Annotated in this window: 12 protein-coding genes and 1 pseudogene; 9 read left to right on the top strand and 4 right to left on the bottom strand. The window is 68.0% G+C overall.

Features of this window, described 5'->3' with window-relative positions:
* Positions 1 to 108: 108 nt before the first annotated feature.
* Genes ENC19_RS04305 through ENC19_RS04290 form a run of 4 tightly spaced genes read left to right on the top strand, consistent with a single transcriptional unit; the run spans position 109 to position 5,792 of the window.
* Complete coding sequence (locus tag ENC19_RS04305; protein ID WP_164445778.1) at positions 109 to 1,386, top strand: ABC transporter substrate-binding protein; 1,278 nt, start codon at positions 109 to 111, stop codon at positions 1,384 to 1,386.
* Positions 1,386 to 2,378 carry a carbohydrate ABC transporter permease gene (locus ENC19_RS04300; protein ID WP_164445777.1) on the top strand — a complete coding sequence of 331 codons (993 nt, stop codon included), beginning with the start codon at positions 1,386 to 1,388 and terminating at the stop codon, positions 2,376 to 2,378. The genes ENC19_RS04305 and ENC19_RS04300 overlap by 1 nt, the downstream gene beginning before the upstream one ends.
* A 22-nt stretch (positions 2,379 to 2,400) precedes the next feature.
* A complete protein-coding gene (locus tag ENC19_RS04295; protein WP_164445776.1) occupies positions 2,401 to 3,312 on the top strand; it encodes a carbohydrate ABC transporter permease in 912 nt (303 codons plus the stop codon).
* A gap of 53 nt (positions 3,313 to 3,365) precedes the next feature.
* Complete coding sequence (locus tag ENC19_RS04290) at positions 3,366 to 5,792, top strand: glycoside hydrolase family 2 protein (RefSeq protein WP_164445995.1); 2,427 nt, start codon at positions 3,366 to 3,368, stop codon at positions 5,790 to 5,792.
* 147 nt (positions 5,793 to 5,939) lie between these two features.
* Here ENC19_RS04290 and ENC19_RS04285 read toward each other — a convergent pair whose 3' ends face one another.
* Entirely contained in the window at positions 5,940 to 6,398 is a 459-nt protein-coding gene (locus ENC19_RS04285) for a DUF2690 domain-containing protein (RefSeq protein ID WP_164445775.1), read from the bottom strand.
* 139 nt (positions 6,399 to 6,537) lie between these two features.
* Between ENC19_RS04285 and ENC19_RS04280 the strand changes: the two genes are divergently transcribed.
* The gene (locus ENC19_RS04280; RefSeq protein WP_235944476.1) at positions 6,538 to 7,548 is read left to right on the top strand and encodes a helix-turn-helix domain-containing protein; all 1,011 of its coding nucleotides are present in this window, start codon (positions 6,538 to 6,540) and stop codon (positions 7,546 to 7,548) included.
* 210 nt (positions 7,549 to 7,758) lie between these two features.
* Here the strand turns inward: ENC19_RS04280 and ENC19_RS04275 are convergent.
* A pseudogene (locus ENC19_RS04275) lies at positions 7,759 to 8,013 on the bottom strand (DUF6342 family protein); the annotation flags it as partial.
* A 418-nt stretch (positions 8,014 to 8,431) separates the two neighbouring features.
* Between ENC19_RS04275 and ENC19_RS04270 the strand changes: the two are divergent.
* The 3 genes from ENC19_RS04270 to ENC19_RS04260 all read left to right on the top strand — a co-directional run bounded on the left by ENC19_RS04270 (position 8,432) and on the right by ENC19_RS04260 (position 11,148).
* Positions 8,432 to 10,006, top strand: coding sequence for a right-handed parallel beta-helix repeat-containing protein (locus ENC19_RS04270; RefSeq protein ID WP_208020797.1), 1,575 nt, complete (start codon positions 8,432 to 8,434; stop codon positions 10,004 to 10,006).
* Positions 10,007 to 10,276: 270 nt separating this feature from the next.
* A complete protein-coding gene (locus tag ENC19_RS04265; protein WP_164445773.1) occupies positions 10,277 to 10,681 on the top strand; it encodes a helix-turn-helix domain-containing protein in 405 nt (134 codons plus the stop codon).
* 35 nt (positions 10,682 to 10,716) lie between these two features.
* Entirely contained in the window at positions 10,717 to 11,148 is a 432-nt protein-coding gene (locus ENC19_RS04260) for a VOC family protein (protein WP_164445772.1), read from the top strand.
* Between the two features lie 62 nt (positions 11,149 to 11,210).
* On the opposite strand, the gene ENC19_RS04255 is transcribed toward ENC19_RS04260, so the two are convergent.
* The gene (locus ENC19_RS04255) at positions 11,211 to 12,452 is read right to left on the bottom strand and encodes an endonuclease/exonuclease/phosphatase family protein (protein WP_164445771.1); all 1,242 of its coding nucleotides are present in this window, start codon (positions 12,450 to 12,452) and stop codon (positions 11,211 to 11,213) included.
* Positions 12,453 to 12,999: 547 nt separating this feature from the next.
* Between ENC19_RS04255 and ENC19_RS29840 the strand changes: the two genes are divergently transcribed.
* Positions 13,000 to 14,421 (top strand): cellulose binding domain-containing protein, encoded by a 1,422-nt coding sequence (locus ENC19_RS29840; RefSeq protein ID WP_235944371.1) that lies wholly within the window; start codon positions 13,000 to 13,002, stop codon positions 14,419 to 14,421.
* Positions 14,422 to 14,542: 121 nt separating this feature from the next.
* Here ENC19_RS29840 and ENC19_RS04245 read toward each other — a convergent pair whose 3' ends face one another.
* A complete protein-coding gene (locus ENC19_RS04245; protein WP_164445770.1) occupies positions 14,543 to 15,013 on the bottom strand; it encodes a hemerythrin domain-containing protein in 471 nt (156 codons plus the stop codon).
* Positions 15,014 to 15,166: the final 153 nt, after the last annotated feature.

Below are 15,166 nucleotides of genomic sequence, written 5' to 3'. Positions count from 1 at the left end.
CCGTCGTTGACACGCTGACGACACCCTCGTACGGTGACCTCACTTATCCGGTTCAGTCAACGTTCCTCGATCTCTGGAGCGTTTCCAACGGGTGTCGGAGGATGGATCATGAGATGGTCTACGCCGCGGTGGCTGCGGGTCGCAGCCGTAGGTCTGACGGTCGGCTCCCTGGTTGTCGCGTGCAGCGGGCGCAGCACCCAGAGCGGCGGCGACAGCGGTGGCGCGGTGACGCTGACGATCAACTTCTGGGGCGACTTCGGGCTCCAGGACCTGAAGGCGAAGTACGAGGCGGAGAACCAGAACGTCACGATCGCCCTCAACTCGGGTGAGTACAACGCCCAGCACGAGGACCTGCAGAAGAAGCTGATCGCGGGCTCGGGTGCGCCCGACATCGCGGCCATCGACGAGGGCTTCATGGTCCAGTTCCGCAGCCAGGCCGACAAGTTCGTCAACCTGCTCGACTCCGGCGCCGGCAAGTACGAGGCGAACTACCTGCCGTGGAAGTGGAAGCAGTCCCTGTCCGCGGACGGTGCCACCCAGATCGGCCTCGGCACCGACGTCGGCGGGCTGGCCATGTGCTATCGCACCGACCTGTTCGCCGCCGCCGGCCTGCCCACCGAGCGGGAACAGGTCTCCGCGCTCTGGCCCACCTGGGACAGGTTCCTGGAGGTCGGCCAGCAGTACACCGCCACGACCAGGAAGAAGTTCGTCGACAACGCGACGAACCTGTTCAACCCGATCCTCGGTCAGCAGCAGGTCGGCTTCTACGACGAGAACGAGCAACTGCGGATGGAGGGTGGGCCGAAGGTCGCCTTCGACTACGCGGTGCGGGCCGCCGACGCCGGGCTGTCGGCCAACCTCACCAGCTTCCAGGCCGACTGGGACAAGGGCTTCACCAGCGGCTCGTTCGCGGTGCTGGCCTGCCCGGCATGGATGCTCGGGCACATCCAGAACACCGCTCCCGGCACCAGGGGCAAGTGGGACATCGCCGCGGTGCCCGGAGGCGGCGGCAACTGGGGTGGTTCGTTCCTCACCATCCCCAAGCAAGGCAGGAACATCGACGAGGCGTACAAGTTCCTGGAGTGGCTGATCCAGCCGGAGCAGCAGATCGAGGTCTTCAAGACGGTCGGCAACCTGCCCTCGCAGCCGGCGCTCTACACCGACCCGGCGATCGCCGACTTCAAGAACGAGTTCTTCAACTCCGCGCCGGTCGGCCAGATCTTTCCCAGGATGGCCGAGGGCCTGACACCGCAGTACCTGGGCAGGAAGAACGGCCCCACCCGGGTCGCCGTGGAGAACGTCATCAACCGGGTGCAGAACGGAACCCTCGCGCCGGACGCCGCCTGGGCCGAGGCGATCAAGGAAGCCGAGAAGGCCAGCAGGTAATGTCCACCACCCGCGCGACCCCCGCGCCGGCCACCCGCCGCCCCCGGCCCACTCCCGGCCGGTCGATGACCTGGCGCGACCGGCTGCACCGTTTCGACATGCGGTACGTGCCGTACCTGATGATCGCGCCGTTCTTTCTGCTCTTCCTCGTCTTCGGGCTCTTCCCGATGGTCTTCAACGGCGTGGTGGCGCTGCGCCACTGGCGCCTCGACGACCCGGAGCTGACCGGCTGGGCCGGCGTCGAGAACTTCAGCCGGCTGTTCACCGACGGCGACTTCGGCAACGCCCTCTACAACACCTTCGGCATCTTCCTGCTCTCCACGGTCCCGCAACTGCTGCTCGCCCTGATCATCGCGTCGCTGCTCAACCGTCGGCTGCGGGCCCAGACCTGGTGGCGGGTCGGTGCGCTGCTGCCCTACATCACCCCGATCACCGCCTCGACGCTGGTCTTCAACGTCTTCTTCGCCCGCGACCTCGGCATGGCGAACTGGGCCCTGGGCCTGATCGGCATCGGCACCGAGAACCCGATCGACTGGCGGGCCGACAAGCTGCACTCCTGGATCGCCATCGCCACCATGGTCAACTGGAAGTGGATCGGCTACAACGCCCTGCTCTACCTGGCCGCGATGCAGTCCATCCCGCGTGACGTGTACGAGGCGTCGGCGCTCGACGGGGCCGGTCCGTGGCGTCAGCTCTGGCGGATCACCGTGCCGATGATCCGGCCGGTGGTCATCTTCACGGTGGTGCTGTCCACGATCGGCGGGCTGCAACTGTTCACCGAGCCGATGCTGTTCGACCTCAACGCGCAGGCCGCCACCGGCGGCTCCGGCGGCGAGTGGCAGACCGTCGCACAGCTGATCTACAAGGTCGGCTGGAAGGACCTCAACCTCGGCTACGCCGCCGCGATGTCCTGGGCGCTGTTCCTCATCATCCTCGTGGTCGCCGCCCTGAACACCCTGTTGACCAACCGCATCTCGGGGGGACGCAAATGAGCGAGCGAAGCGAGGTGGCGCGATGAGCCTTCTGGAGCGACCCCGGCCGGCACCGTCGGCACCGCGCGGCGGACGCAGGCGGGCCGTGCTGCTCGGCCGGGCACCGCAGGACACCCCGGCCGGCCTCTGGACCTACCTGTTCCTGGCACTGAGCACGCTGTTCGCGGCGTTCCCGCTGTACTGGATGTTCGTCATCTCCACGAGCACCGACGAGGCGACCTCCCAGCTGCCACCGGTGGTGGTGCCGGGCGACCAGTTCCTGGTCAACCTGGACGAGGTGTTCTCACTCCAGGACGTCTACTTCGCGGCCTCCCTGGTGAACAGCGTGATCGTGTCGACGGCGGTCACCGCGTCGGTGCTGTTCTTCTGCTCGTTGGCCGGCTTCGCCTTCGCCAAGTTGCGGTTCCGGGGCAGCAGAGCGCTGATGCTGTTCGTGATCCTCACCCTGACCGTGCCCAACCAGCTCGGCGTGGTCGCGCTCTACATCGTGATGGGCAAGCTGGGCTGGAACGGAACCCTGCTGGCGGTGATCGTGCCCGGTCTGGTCACCGCCTTCGGGGTGTTCTACATGCGGCAGTTCATCGTCAACACGGTGCCGGACGAGCTTGTCGAGTCGGCCCGGGTGGACGGGGCCACCACCATGCGGGTCTACTGGAACATCGTGTTGCCGGCGGTGCGGCCGGCGCTGGCGGTGCTCGGCCTGCTGACCTTCGTGGCCACCTGGAACGACTTCCAGTGGCCCCTGATCACCCTGAACGGCACCGACTATCCCACCTCGATGGTGGCCATCTCCGACCTGGCCAGCGGCAACTACGTCATCTACCGGCGGGTGCTTGCCGGCGCGTTCGTGGCCACCATCCCATTGTTGATCATGCTTGTCATCGGCGGTCGGCAGATCGTCCGGGGAATCATGGAAGGCGCGGTGAAATCGTGAGCGAGGCGCGGGGGACCGGTCCGATCCGGCTGGCGCTGCACGACGGGTGGACCATGCGGGCGGTGCCCGGCCAGCAGGTGCCGCCCGAGGTGGACGGAGCGACGGTGCCGGCCACCCTGCCGGGTTGTGTGCACACCGACCTGCTGGCGGCCGGTCTGATCCCCGATCCGTACCTCGACGACAACGAGACCGCGCTGGCCTGGATCGGGCGCACCGACTGGGTGTACGAGACCACCTTCGACCGGCCGCCCGGCGACCACGCCCGCCTCGACCTGGTCTGCGCCGGCCTGGACACGGTCGCCACGATCACACTCAACGGCGTCGAGGTCGGCCGTACCGAGAACATGCACCGAGGTCACCGCTTCGGCGTCGGGTCGCTGTTCCGCGCCGAGGGCAACCACCTGGTCGTACGCTTCGACTCCGCCTACCGGTACGCGGAGGCGCAGCGCGACCGGCTCGGCGACCGGCCCAACGCCTACCCAGAGCCCTTCCAGTTCATCCGCAAGATGGCCTGCAACTTCGGTTGGGACTGGGGACCGACGCTCGTCACCGCCGGCATCTGGCAGGAGATCGCCCTGCACGGCTGGTCGGTCGCCCGACTGGCGGTGGTACGCCCACTCGTCACGGTGGATGGCGACACCGGCCGGGTGGAGGTGCACGTCGACGTGGAACGGGCCGTCGACCGGCCGCTCACCGTTCGGGCGCAGGTGGCGGGCCAGCGCGCCGAGGTGACAGTCCCGCCCGGGCAACGCTCCACGGTGGTGGCCCTCACCGTCCACCGACCGGAACTCTGGTGGCCCCGGGGCTACGGCGCACCGCACCGCCACGAGCTGACGGTGACCCTGCACGATGCCGACGGCGGCCCGCTCGACGAGTGGCACCGCAGGATCGGCTTCCGGTCGGTACGCCTGGACACCACCCCCGACGAGCACGGTGCCCCGTTCACGCTGTACGTCAACGAGGTGCCGGTCTTCGTCCGGGGCGTCAACTGGATCCCCGACGACGTCTTTCCCACCCGGGTCACCCGCCCGCGCCTGGCCCACCGCTTCGACCAGGCCGAGGCGGCAAACGTCAACCTGCTGCGTGTCTGGGGCGGCGGCCGGTACGAGTCGACGGACTTCTACGACCTGGCCGACGAGCGCGGACTGCTGGTCCAGCAGGACTTCCTCTTCGCCTGCGCCGCGTACCCGGAGGAGGAGCCGTTCGCCACCGAGGTGGCCGCCGAGGCCACCGAACAGGTGATCCGCCTCGCGCCGCACCCCTCGCTGGTGCTGTGGACCGGCAACAACGAGAACATCTGGGGCTGGCACGACTGGGACTGGCAGGCACCGTTGGCCGGGCGCAGCTGGGGGCGTGGCTACTACCTCGACCTGCTGCCGCGCATCGTCGCCGCGCTGGACCCGACCCGCCCGTACTGGCCGGGCAGCCCCTGGTCGGGCAGCGAGGAGATCCACCCCAACGATCCGGCGTACGGCACCACGCACATCTGGGACGTTTGGAACACCGACGACTACGTCAAGTACCGGGAGTACCTGCCCCGGTTCGTGGCCGAGTTCGGCTACCAAGGGCCTCCCGCGTACGCGACGCTGCGCCGGGCCCTCTCCGACGAGCCCCTCGCCCACGACTCGCCCGGCATGGCGCACCATCAGAAGGCCGCCGACGGGGACCGTAAGCTGCGCCGAGGGCTGGACGCGCACCTGCCCGAGCCGCGCGACTTCGACGACTGGCACTGGCTGACCCAGCTCAACCAGGCCCGGGCCATCGCCCTCGGGGTGGAACACTTCCGCTCCCACCGGGGCCGGTGCATGGGCACCATCGTCTGGCAGCTCAACGACTGCTGGCCGGTCACCTCGTGGGCCGCCATCGACGGCGACGGCCGCCGCAAACCACTCTGGTATGCGCTGCGCCGCTCCTACGCCGACCGGCTGCTCACCGTGCAGCCCCGCGACGGTGGGCTGGCCCTGGTCGCGGTCAACGACGACGGGCTGCCGTGGCGGGCGTCGGCCACGGTCACCCGGCTCACCCTGGCCGGGGAACCGAAAGCGAAGTCCATTCTGGAGCTGGAAGTGCCCGCGTACGAGACGGTGACCCTGGCACTGGCGGCGGAGCTGGCCCGGCCCGACGACGCCCGGGACGAACTGCTGGTCGCCGAGACCGACGACCCGGCCGAACGGGCCTGGTGGTTCTTTGCCGAGGACCGCGACGTGCGATGGCCGACGGCGGCCTTCGACGCGACGGTGCAGCCGACCGAGGGCGGCCAACAGGTACGCGTCACCGCCCGCACCATCCTGCGCGACGTGACCCTGTTTCCGGATCGCCTCGACCCGTCCGCTGAGGTCGACACGGCGCTTGTGACCCTGCTCCCCGGCGAGGCGGCGACCTTCACGGTGCGGTCGGCGGCACCCCTCGACCCCACCGCCCTCACCACCCGCCCGGTGCTGCGCTGCGTCAACGACCTGCCGGTACGGGCACCCGCATGACGCCTCGGGTGGCGGCGGGGCCGCTTCCCGACCTCACCGCCGCCGTAGTGGATGGTTACCGGGCCGGCGCGTGGTCCCATGACGCGCCGGCCCGGTAGCCCTATCCGCCGGTCCTGCTCGCACCGCAGGACCGGCCCGGGGAGACCGTCAGGCGCAGAGCGGGTCGCTGGTGTACGTCGTGCCGGAGGAGGTGGTCACCTTGCCGACCGCGCAGACCGTCATGTTGTGCCCGTAGAGCTGGTCCCCGTAGTACTGCTGGCCGGTGCCGCCGTACCAGTCGGTGGTGGCGAACGGGCTGGACCGGTAGACGTGCACCTGAACGGTGTTGTGCGGGCTGACCCGGTTGGAGATCCGACCCCAGTTGGTCTTGCAGGTCTCGCTCCAGCGCAGCTCCACCACGGCGAGGGTGGTCGAGCCCTGCATGATGTACTTCGGGTAGTTCGTGGCGTTACGGGCGTTCGCGGAGCAGCCGGTGTCGATCGGATCGAGGCCGTCGCAGCCGTGACCGCTACAGGTGGCGGCGCTGGCGGGCGTCGCGACCAGGAGGCTGGCGGCGATGAGGGCGCCTGCGGCAGCGGCGACCAACCGGCGGGCGTTCCGGATCATTGTCTCTCCTGACCTCTGATGGGCTGTGTCAGCCCGGGACTCGGCTCCTCATCTCTACCGTCCGTCGACACTGATCTCTACGCTGTGTCGCGACGGACAATCAAAAACGGCGACGGTTAATCAACCCCTGGGAGGGCTCATGGCTCGGGCGGAACGTCCCGTAGACCCCACCGCCGATCCCCTCCAGGCGTTCGCCGCCGAGTTGCGCCTGCTCAGGGAAGCGGCCGGGCGTCCCACCTATCATGCCCTGGCTCGACGGGCACACCGGTCGTCGAGTTCGTTGTCGGAAGCGGCCGGCGGCCGACGGATGCCCACCCTGGACACCACGCTCGCCTACGTCCGCGCGCTCGGCGGCGACGAGCGGGAATGGGCCGAACGGTGGCACGCACTGCGGGCCGCCATCCACGGCGTAGGCGATGCAGCTCCCGATGCGCCTCTCGCCGAGCGCAAGCCCAGTGCCGAGCGGCGCGTGGGTGCTGCGGCCGGCGCAGACGAGACTGGTGACGCGGTCGCCGGTCCGGCGGCCAGACCCGCTCAACCCGTCAGGACCGATCAGCCCCGGGACGCTCTTGCCCCCCGGACAGTGAAGCAGACCGGCTCTGCCGTCGGACTCGCCGTAGTCGTGCTTGCCGCCTTCGTCACCGTGCCCTGGCTCGCCGGGGCCTTCCGCCCGCCGCCCGGCGCGCCCGTGAGTCCTTCCGCAGCCGCATCCGACTCGGCGACGGGGTACACCAGCGCGACGGCCCGGGACGGCGCCGATCCGAAGGACGCCGGCTGTGCGGCCGATCCCTCAGTGACCACGTTGGACAGCAATGCGGTGCTGCTCGACGATCGGGTGATCGGCACTGTCGAGCTTCGCTACGCGCCCGCCTGCGGTGCGAGCTGGCCTCGTTTCGTGCCGGCGCCGGAACCGGCCGTGCGGGTATCCAGCCCCGCGCAGGTGCGGCTGACAGTGACCGACGGTGATGATCCGGCGCGCACCGCGGAGTTCAGCATGGACTACGCCGGCATCTCCGCCTACGGCAACCTGCTGACCAGCACGCGTACCTGCGTCTATGCGATGGTGCAGCTTTCCGGTGAGGGGTGGCGGTCGGCCGTGGGTCGCACCGGATGCTGGCGCGGCGCCACGCAGGTCCGCCCGGTGCCCTGATCCACTCACCAGGGCGACCAGGCCGACAATCGGTGGTCGGCATGGGCCGTGCGGGCCGTCCACGTCTACGAGCAGATCGCGTTCGCGCAGTACGGCCGCGTGGTCGGCCGCGATACTCCGGCAGTTCAGTGAGTGTTTTCTCGGGTGAGGTTGACCGGCCGGCGGTGGGCCGAAAATTGCGTCCCATCGCCGGCCGGACGGGTGTTCAGATCACCTGTATCTGAGGTCCCGCTGCATTTCCATGACGCGGCCGGCAATCTGCAAATTGCCCTCGGAGTCGAGGATCGCGATGATGCGCTTTGTGCTGCCGTGGTGGGTGGTAAAGGAGATCTTGTCGGCTTCCCGGCTGGTGCTGTAGTTGGTGTTCACGGACAGCTCGATGCTCAACGGCGAGCTGATGATCACGTCCTTCTTTGGTTCATCCGGATAGAACTGATTCTGGCGCAGCCGGATGCGGCCATGGGTGTCGCCCTCGTTCCGTAGGTGAGTATTTCTTCACCCGCAGAGCGAGAGTGCAACCACTTTCCGGGTCGAGAATGTCCTAAATCTTACCGCTCGCCTTGACATTGCAGCCTCTTAGTGATTTCAATATCGCCGTGATTTGTGGTCGCGAACACTCATTGACACTTCGGTCGCATGTCGGTGGTGAATGAAATGCATTGACGGTGGTGCGGGAGATTGCTAGCATCCTGGTATGCTGGAAAGCGCTTTCCTCGCGCGGGTCCGGGTGGCGCGAGGTCCTGCGAGTCGTCGCCGGGCCCTCTGGGCAGGGGCAGCGCGGGCCGGCCGATCGTGGCCACCACGCAGCGCCGGCACGGCCGCTTCAGAGACCGCACCTGACGGTCGCCGTGCCGTCGAAGCACGACCGACCCCTGGAGAAGTCATGACGTTCAAGCCGCTCGTCACCAGCCTCGCGCTCGTGGCCTGTGTCGCCGCGGTGTCGATCGCCGCGCCGGCGATGGCCGCACCTGTCCGCTACGAGGCCGAGAACAGTCCCGCACGGTGCACCGGCACCATCGATGCCAACTGGTCCGGCTACTCCGGCAGCGGTTTCTGCAACGGCACCAACGCCGTCGGCGCGTACGCCGAGTTCACCGTGTCCGTCGCGACCGCCGGGACCGTCGAGCTGCACGTCCGGTTCGCCAACGGCACGAGCAGTTCCCGTCCGGCCAACCTGATCGTGAACGGTGCCACCGCCTCGAACGTCTCGTTCGAGGGCACCGGTGCCTGGGACTCCTGGCGCACCAAGGCACTGTCGGTGGGTCTGCACGCCGGCAGCAACACCGTCCGGCTCAGCCCCACCTCGTCCAACGGCCTCCCCAACGTCGACTATCTCGACGTCGAGGCGGGCAACGCGCCACCGCCAGCCATGCTCTACGTCGCGACCAACGGCAACGACAGCAACCCCGGCACGATCGGGTCCCCGCTGGCCACCATCCAACGGGCTGTCGACCTCGCGGAGCCGGGCCACACGATCGTCATCAGGGGTGGAACGTACGCGCCGGGCAGCAACATCCAACTGCTGAAGAACGGTACGGCGAGCCAACCCATCACGATGCGCAACCACGCCAACGAGCGGGTCGTCATCGACGGGGAGAACATGCCGCACACGCCCGCCCCGGTCGGCGGGAGCATCCCTCGCCCCGAGCGGGGCGCGGTCCACATCGAGGGTGACTGGTGGCGGCTGATCGGGCTGGAGATCATCAACGGCCCGTACGGTGTCTTCGGCCTGGACGTCAACAACGGTGTCTTCGAACGACTGGTGACCCGGGACAACTACGAGTCCGGCTTCCACATCCAGGGAGCGTCGAGCAACAACCAGATCTTGAACCTGGACGCCTACGGCAACCGGGACCCGCGCAAGAACGGTGAGAGTGCCGACGGACTGGCTATCAAGGAGGGCTCCGGCACCGGCAACGTGGTCCGCGGTGCCCGGCTGTGGAACAACTCCGACGACGGCCTGGACTACTGGATGTTCAGCTCGCCAATCCTGACCGAAGACACCTTGACCTGGGGAAACGGGTTCAATCGGTGGAGTCTTCCCGACTACACTGGTGACGGCAACGGGTTCAAGCTCGGTGGCAACGGTGTCTCCGCCGACCACACCGTCCGCAACAGTATGGCCTGGAGTAACGCGGTAAGCGGATTCGTCGACAACAACAACCCCGGCCAGCATCGCATCGAGCGCAGCACCGCCTGGAACCACCCGGGCGTCGGATTCAACGTCAACCGCTCCACCAGTATCCTGACCGGCAACCTGGCGGTCAGCAACGGCACAAACGTGTCACTGGGCAGCAACTCCCGGGGCAGTGGCAACTCCTGGGACATCGGCGGTAGTTGGTCGCTTGCCAGCACCAACCAGGGCACCATCACCGGGCCGCGCAACGCGGACGGGTCCATCCCGTCATCGAACTTCCTACGCCCGGCCAACGGCGCGAACGTCGGCGCCTGCATCTAAGGCCGTGTCCCGGGAGACACCCTGGTAGGTGCCGAAGGGCACGAAACTGAAGACCGTCACGCTTGACGCTGGCCTGTTCACTCTCGCTAAGGACGCCGTCGTCGAGCTGTAGCCAGCCGATCAATGCGTAGCCCGGCTTGGTCCACGCTGACATCACGTTCGTGCAGACCCTGGAGCAGTTCCTGGCCTGGAGGAGCAGGAACTGCTCCAGGATTCGCCTGCGGGCCGGTGTCGTGACCGGGGCGGCAGGCTGTGGCACCGTACTCAGCTGTGGGCAGAGCAATCGAAGAGACGAACAGGTCGATGTTGCGCGCCCGGGACGCCATGGACCGGGCATACGCCGAACCGCTCGACATTCCGACCCTGGCGCGGGTCGCGCACGTCTCCGAGGCGCACTTCATCCGTACCTTCCGGGCCACCTTCGGTGAGACCCCGCACCGCTACCTGCAACGGCGTCGGGTGGAGCGGGCCATGTACCTGCTGGTGAACAGCGACCAGGACGTGACGGAGATCTGCACGGCTGTCGGTTTCGGCAGTCTCGGCACTTTCAGCCGTACCTTCCGGCAGATCGTCGGTGAGTCGCCCACCGACTACCGTAAGCGGCGGACGGCGCCCGCCGCGCCGGTACCGAGCTGCTTCACGAAGGCGTGGACCAGACCGAGCAGTTTTGGATAAGCAGCAGGTCAGAGCGTTGCACTAGCGTTTCGGGCATGACGATGAACGCGATCAGCCGCTCCCAGATCTACGTCCTCGACCAGGACGAGGCGCTCGACTTCTACATCGGCAAGCTCGGCCTGGAGTTGAACACGGATCAGGATCTCGGCTTCATGCGTTGGCTCACGGTCAACATTCCCGGCGACCGGCAGCGGGAGATCCTGCTGGAGAAGCCGGGCCCGCCGAACCTCGACCCGGCCACCGCCGAGCAGGTCCGCGAACTGCTGTCCAAGGGCGCCGCGGGCGGCTTCCTTTTCATGACCACCGACGACGCCCACAAGACGTACGAGGAACTGGTCGCCAAGGGTGTCGACATCACCGACGAGCCGATGGAACGGCCGTACGGCATCGACTTCGGTATCCGCGACCCGTTCGGCAACCAGATCCGCATCGGGCAGATGTTCGACCGGAAGGCCGAGCAACGCTGAAGTCCTGGAAGCAGCTCTGTCTGGCCCCGGCGCCGGTCACTGACGCCGGGGCAGGCGGCACCTCAGCGCCGCAGGTCGAGCCAGACCAGCCGGTGGTCGGAGGTGGGGAAGCCGCCCGGCAGGGCCGGGTCGTAGTCGCCGACCAACCGGAACAGCGGGTCACCCGGCACCGGCCAGAAGATTCCGGTGGCACGGACCGGCAGGCCCCGGCTCGGCAGCACGTAGTCGACCCGCAGGTTGCCGGGGCTGGTGTCGGCGAAGTCGGCGGTGTCGAAACGCGGATCGCTGCGGTGGTCGAGGTTGGCGCCGCCCTGCCGTCGCGCCGCGGCGGTGCCGCCCGCGCTGGCCGGCACGACCCGGTCGTTGACCCGGGGGTGGTCGAGCAGCTGCAGCGCCGCGCCGGGCAGGCTGTCACCGTCGTACGGGTCGGAGTTGAGGTCCCCGGCGATCACGAAGGCCGCCCCCGGCCGCAACCCGCCGCGTCGCCCGGTGTCGTCGTAGATGTAGCCGGCCCGCCACGGCGAGATGTAGTCGGCCCAGAAGCGGATCTCGTCGTGGTTGCGGCGGCCGTTGCGGTCCTCCGGCCCGTCGAAGACCGGTGGCGTGGGGTGGCTGGCCAGCAGGTGCACGGTACGGCCGGGCAGCCGGATCGGCACGTCCCAGTGGCTCTTAGAGGAGAGCCGCACGTCGGCGAGTTCCTGCCGGGAGTACCAGTCGGCGGGCGCGGGGGTGGCCGGGTCGTCGGGCAGCAGCGCGCCGGGCATGTCCCGCCAGCGGAACGTCTGGAACGTGCGCACCCGGGCCAGGTCGATCGGGTACGCCGAGTAGACCGCCATGCCGTACTGGCCGGGGAAGAGCCCGAAACCGTACGCGTCGTCGGGCCCGCCGACGGTCCCGTCGTTGTTGAGATCGTGTCCGGAGGGGACACCGGTGTTCGACGGGGCCGCGTAACGGTACGGGTAGCGGATCGCGCGGGTGCCGTTGCGCGGCACGGAGAGGTAGTTGTCCTGGAACAACGCCAACGCCCGCCCGGCCGGGTCGTAGTCGAACTCGTTGATCAGCAGTACGTCCGGGCGTACCCGCTGGATCACCTCGGCGACGTTGCCGGCCTGCGCGTCGTCCCGCCCGGACAGGTCGGCGACCAGCCCGCCGGCGACACCCCGGTTCAGCGAGGAGTTGAAGGTCGCCACCCGTAGGTTGCCGGGTCGCTGTCCGCCCGCGCTCGCCGGAGCGGCGGTGATCCCGGCCCCCACCGCGAGCACTCCCGCCATGGCCGCGGCGCATGCCATCCGTTTCGCACCCATCGACATCCTCCCTGATCTCGATCGACCAGCGCCACGCTACCGGGGGTGACATGGCGTTCGGGTGAACCATGGTCGACAGGTTCGTTCCCCGGTGCGCCGCCCGGCGACGTGTGACTCAAGATCGGGACCAAGCCACACGTGGACGACGTGTTCTCAGTAGCGTGCAGTGTGACAGTGGGCGAGGAAACCGCTTGCCTTATATTGAGTTCTATGGATAGTCTCGATCGGGTTCCGCAGTGAGCCGGAGGCGGAATCACGGGCCGTCGGGCACGGGCAGCCCCAGCCGGTCACCGGGTCACCGATTCGAGCGTCACACGTGGATCCGCCATGGTGCGCGCCGAACATCAAGCGGTAGGGCACGCAGTGATGTAAGGCCGCTGGCAATGCGACAAGCCGGGCGGAGTTGCCTTGCGCGTGATGCCAGTTCGTGGGGCGGTTGCCCCTGACCCGCACTGGTCGTGCACGGCCGGCTGACCGGCCGCGCACCGAACACGGAGGCAATGCAGTGATTCAGTCTGGCAATTCTGTCCGGCCACGACGCCTGCGGATGTCCGCGATCGTCGCCTCGGCAGTAACCCTCACCGTGGCAGGAGCCCTGGCAATTCCGAGCGTGTCAGCGGCGGTGCCGACGCCGCACGGCGCGAGCGTGGCCGCCGCAGTCGCCTGCGACGACCGGCTGTACGGCTGGGCGGCGGTGTCCGCCAACGGGGTCAGCACGACGACCGGCGGCGGCAATGCTCCGACGCAAAACATCACATCACTGGCTGATCTGCGTCAGTACGCGGGTGGTTCCACGCCCCGGGTACTGCGTATCTCCGGCACCATCAGCACCGGATCGTCGCCGGTGGAGGTGGGTAGCAACAAGACGCTCGTCGGGGCGGACGCGAATGCCACGATCCGTGGCGGGATCAACATCAACGGTGGTGGCAACATCATTGTGCGAAACCTGAACGTGCAGGGTGGTGGCCAGGGCAGCAGTCCGGCGGATACGATCGCCGCGCGCAACGCCCACCACCTCTGGTTCGACCACCTTAACCTCTGGGACGCCAGCGACGGTCTGTTGGACCTGACCCGCGGGGTCGACTACATCACGGTGTCCTGGTCGAAGTTCTGGTACACCAATTCTTCGCACAGTCACCGACTCGCGAGCCTGGTCGGCGGTGGATCGACCCACGGTGACACCGACAGCGGGAAGTTGAACGCCACCTACCACCACAACTGGTTCGCCGAACTCGTCGACCAGCGGGGCCCCCGCATGCTGTTCGGCAAGGGTCACATCTACAACAGTTACTACACCTCCGCCGGGAACGCCTACTCAATCGGCACCGGCTCGTACGCCTCGGTCCTGGTTGAGAACAACTACTTCAAGAACGTCAACAACCCGCACCGCTTCCAGGACTCCAACCCGACATACATCACCGCCCGCGGCAACGTCTACGACGGCACCAGCGGTAGGCGGGACACCGGAGCGCAGGGCAGTGGTGTCACCCCGTTCACCAACCCGCCCTACAGCTACGCACTGGACAACGCCAACGATGTACCCGGCATCGTCAGCAACTGCGCCGGGCCGAAGCTCTCGAACCCGACGACGCCTCCGACCACGACGCCTCCGACCACGACGCCTCCGACCACGACGCCTCCGACCACGACGCCTCCGACCACGAATCCGCCGAGCGGAGCGTGCAGCGCGACCTACCGGACCGTCAGCTCGTGGTCCGGCGGCTTCCAGGGCGAGGTTGTCGTCCGGGCGGGCAATGCGCCGATCAACGGATGGACCGTCCGGTGGAATCTGAGCAGTGGTCAGGGAATCAGTCAGCTCTGGAACGGAAACCTCAGCACCAGCGGATCATCCGTCACCGTGCGGAACGTCGACTACAACGGATCGCTGCCGGCCGCCGGCACCACCACGTTCGGCTTCCTGGGTTCCGGCTCCCCGTCCACGCCGTCGTTGACCTGCACCAGTCCGTGACCAGCAACGACCCGGGGCGGGCGTGCTTCGGGTCGTGACGGCAAGCGCGACGTACGTCGAGCCCGACGCATGCCTTACCGCGCCGGGCTCGACGCGGTTGTCTTGTTGACGGTGAACTGGTTCACAGTGGACCCAGGACGTCGTGCGGGTCGGCCTCCAGGGCGAGCGTGTCGAGGACCGCCAGTAGTTGGCGTTCCTCGTACCGGAAGTGGCTCTCCATGATGGCGGCGATCCCCTCGACGTGGCGGTCGAGTTCGGTCGGGGAGGCGGCCCGGTTCACGGCAGCCTGCAGTCCCACGAGCAGATGCGCGATCATCGAGTGGTCCTGTTTCAGTTGGCGCAGGGTGTCGCGCAGTTCCGGATGGGCGGCGGCGATCGCGGGGAACAGTTCGCGATCCTCGCCCTCGTGGTGCCCGGTCAGCGCGGCACAGAAGCCGTGACAGAACAGCAGCAGGTCACGGGTGGCGGGTTCCGCCGCCTCGCCACCGGCGAGTGCGCTGCGGGTCAGGCGCAGGGCTTCGTGTAGCCGATCGTGCACGCTGCGCAGCTCGTGGCTCCAGGCGACGAGCCTGGTCTTCTCGCCCTCAGTCACTGCAGGGCGAAGGCAACGACTGCGTCATCGTCGTGGTCCTTCGGTCCGGCGCCTCCATGCCTGACACGGTCTGCCACCGACACGCGACGCTGCCTCCACGCTACCCGAGACGGGGCGGTTACGAGGGCCTGGATGACCCGCCACCGGGGGCGG

It is taken from the genome of Verrucosispora sioxanthis (genome assembly GCF_010560025.1).
Lineage (GTDB): Bacteria > Actinomycetota > Actinomycetes > Mycobacteriales > Micromonosporaceae > Micromonospora > Micromonospora palythoicola.
The sequence above is the reverse complement of the archived record's forward strand: the minus strand, read 5'-3'. Positions and strand labels throughout refer to the sequence as shown.

What these genes read in the sequence shown, in the direction of transcription:
- ENC19_RS04305 (WP_164445778.1), top strand. Translation starts at nt 109, where the DNA reads ATGAGATGGTCTACGCCGCGGTGGCTGCGGGTCGCAGCCGTAGGTCTG.
- ENC19_RS04280 (WP_235944476.1), top strand. Translation starts at nt 6,538, where the DNA reads ATGGCTCGGGCGGAACGTCCCGTAGACCCCACCGCCGATCCCCTCCAG.
- ENC19_RS04290 (WP_164445995.1), top strand. Translation starts at nt 3,366, where the DNA reads ATGCGGGCGGTGCCCGGCCAGCAGGTGCCGCCCGAGGTGGACGGAGCG.
- ENC19_RS04285 (WP_164445775.1), bottom strand. Translation starts at nt 6,398, where the DNA reads ATGATCCGGAACGCCCGCCGGTTGGTCGCCGCTGCCGCAGGCGCCCTC.
- ENC19_RS29840 (WP_235944371.1), top strand. Translation starts at nt 13,000, where the DNA reads ATGTCCGCGATCGTCGCCTCGGCAGTAACCCTCACCGTGGCAGGAGCC.
- ENC19_RS04255 (WP_164445771.1), bottom strand. Translation starts at nt 12,452, where the DNA reads ATGGGTGCGAAACGGATGGCATGCGCCGCGGCCATGGCGGGAGTGCTC.
- ENC19_RS04260 (WP_164445772.1), top strand. Translation starts at nt 10,717, where the DNA reads ATGACGATGAACGCGATCAGCCGCTCCCAGATCTACGTCCTCGACCAG.
- ENC19_RS04270 (WP_208020797.1), top strand. Translation starts at nt 8,432, where the DNA reads ATGACGTTCAAGCCGCTCGTCACCAGCCTCGCGCTCGTGGCCTGTGTC.
- ENC19_RS04300 (WP_164445777.1), top strand. Translation starts at nt 1,386, where the DNA reads ATGTCCACCACCCGCGCGACCCCCGCGCCGGCCACCCGCCGCCCCCGG.
- ENC19_RS04295 (WP_164445776.1), top strand. Translation starts at nt 2,401, where the DNA reads ATGAGCCTTCTGGAGCGACCCCGGCCGGCACCGTCGGCACCGCGCGGC.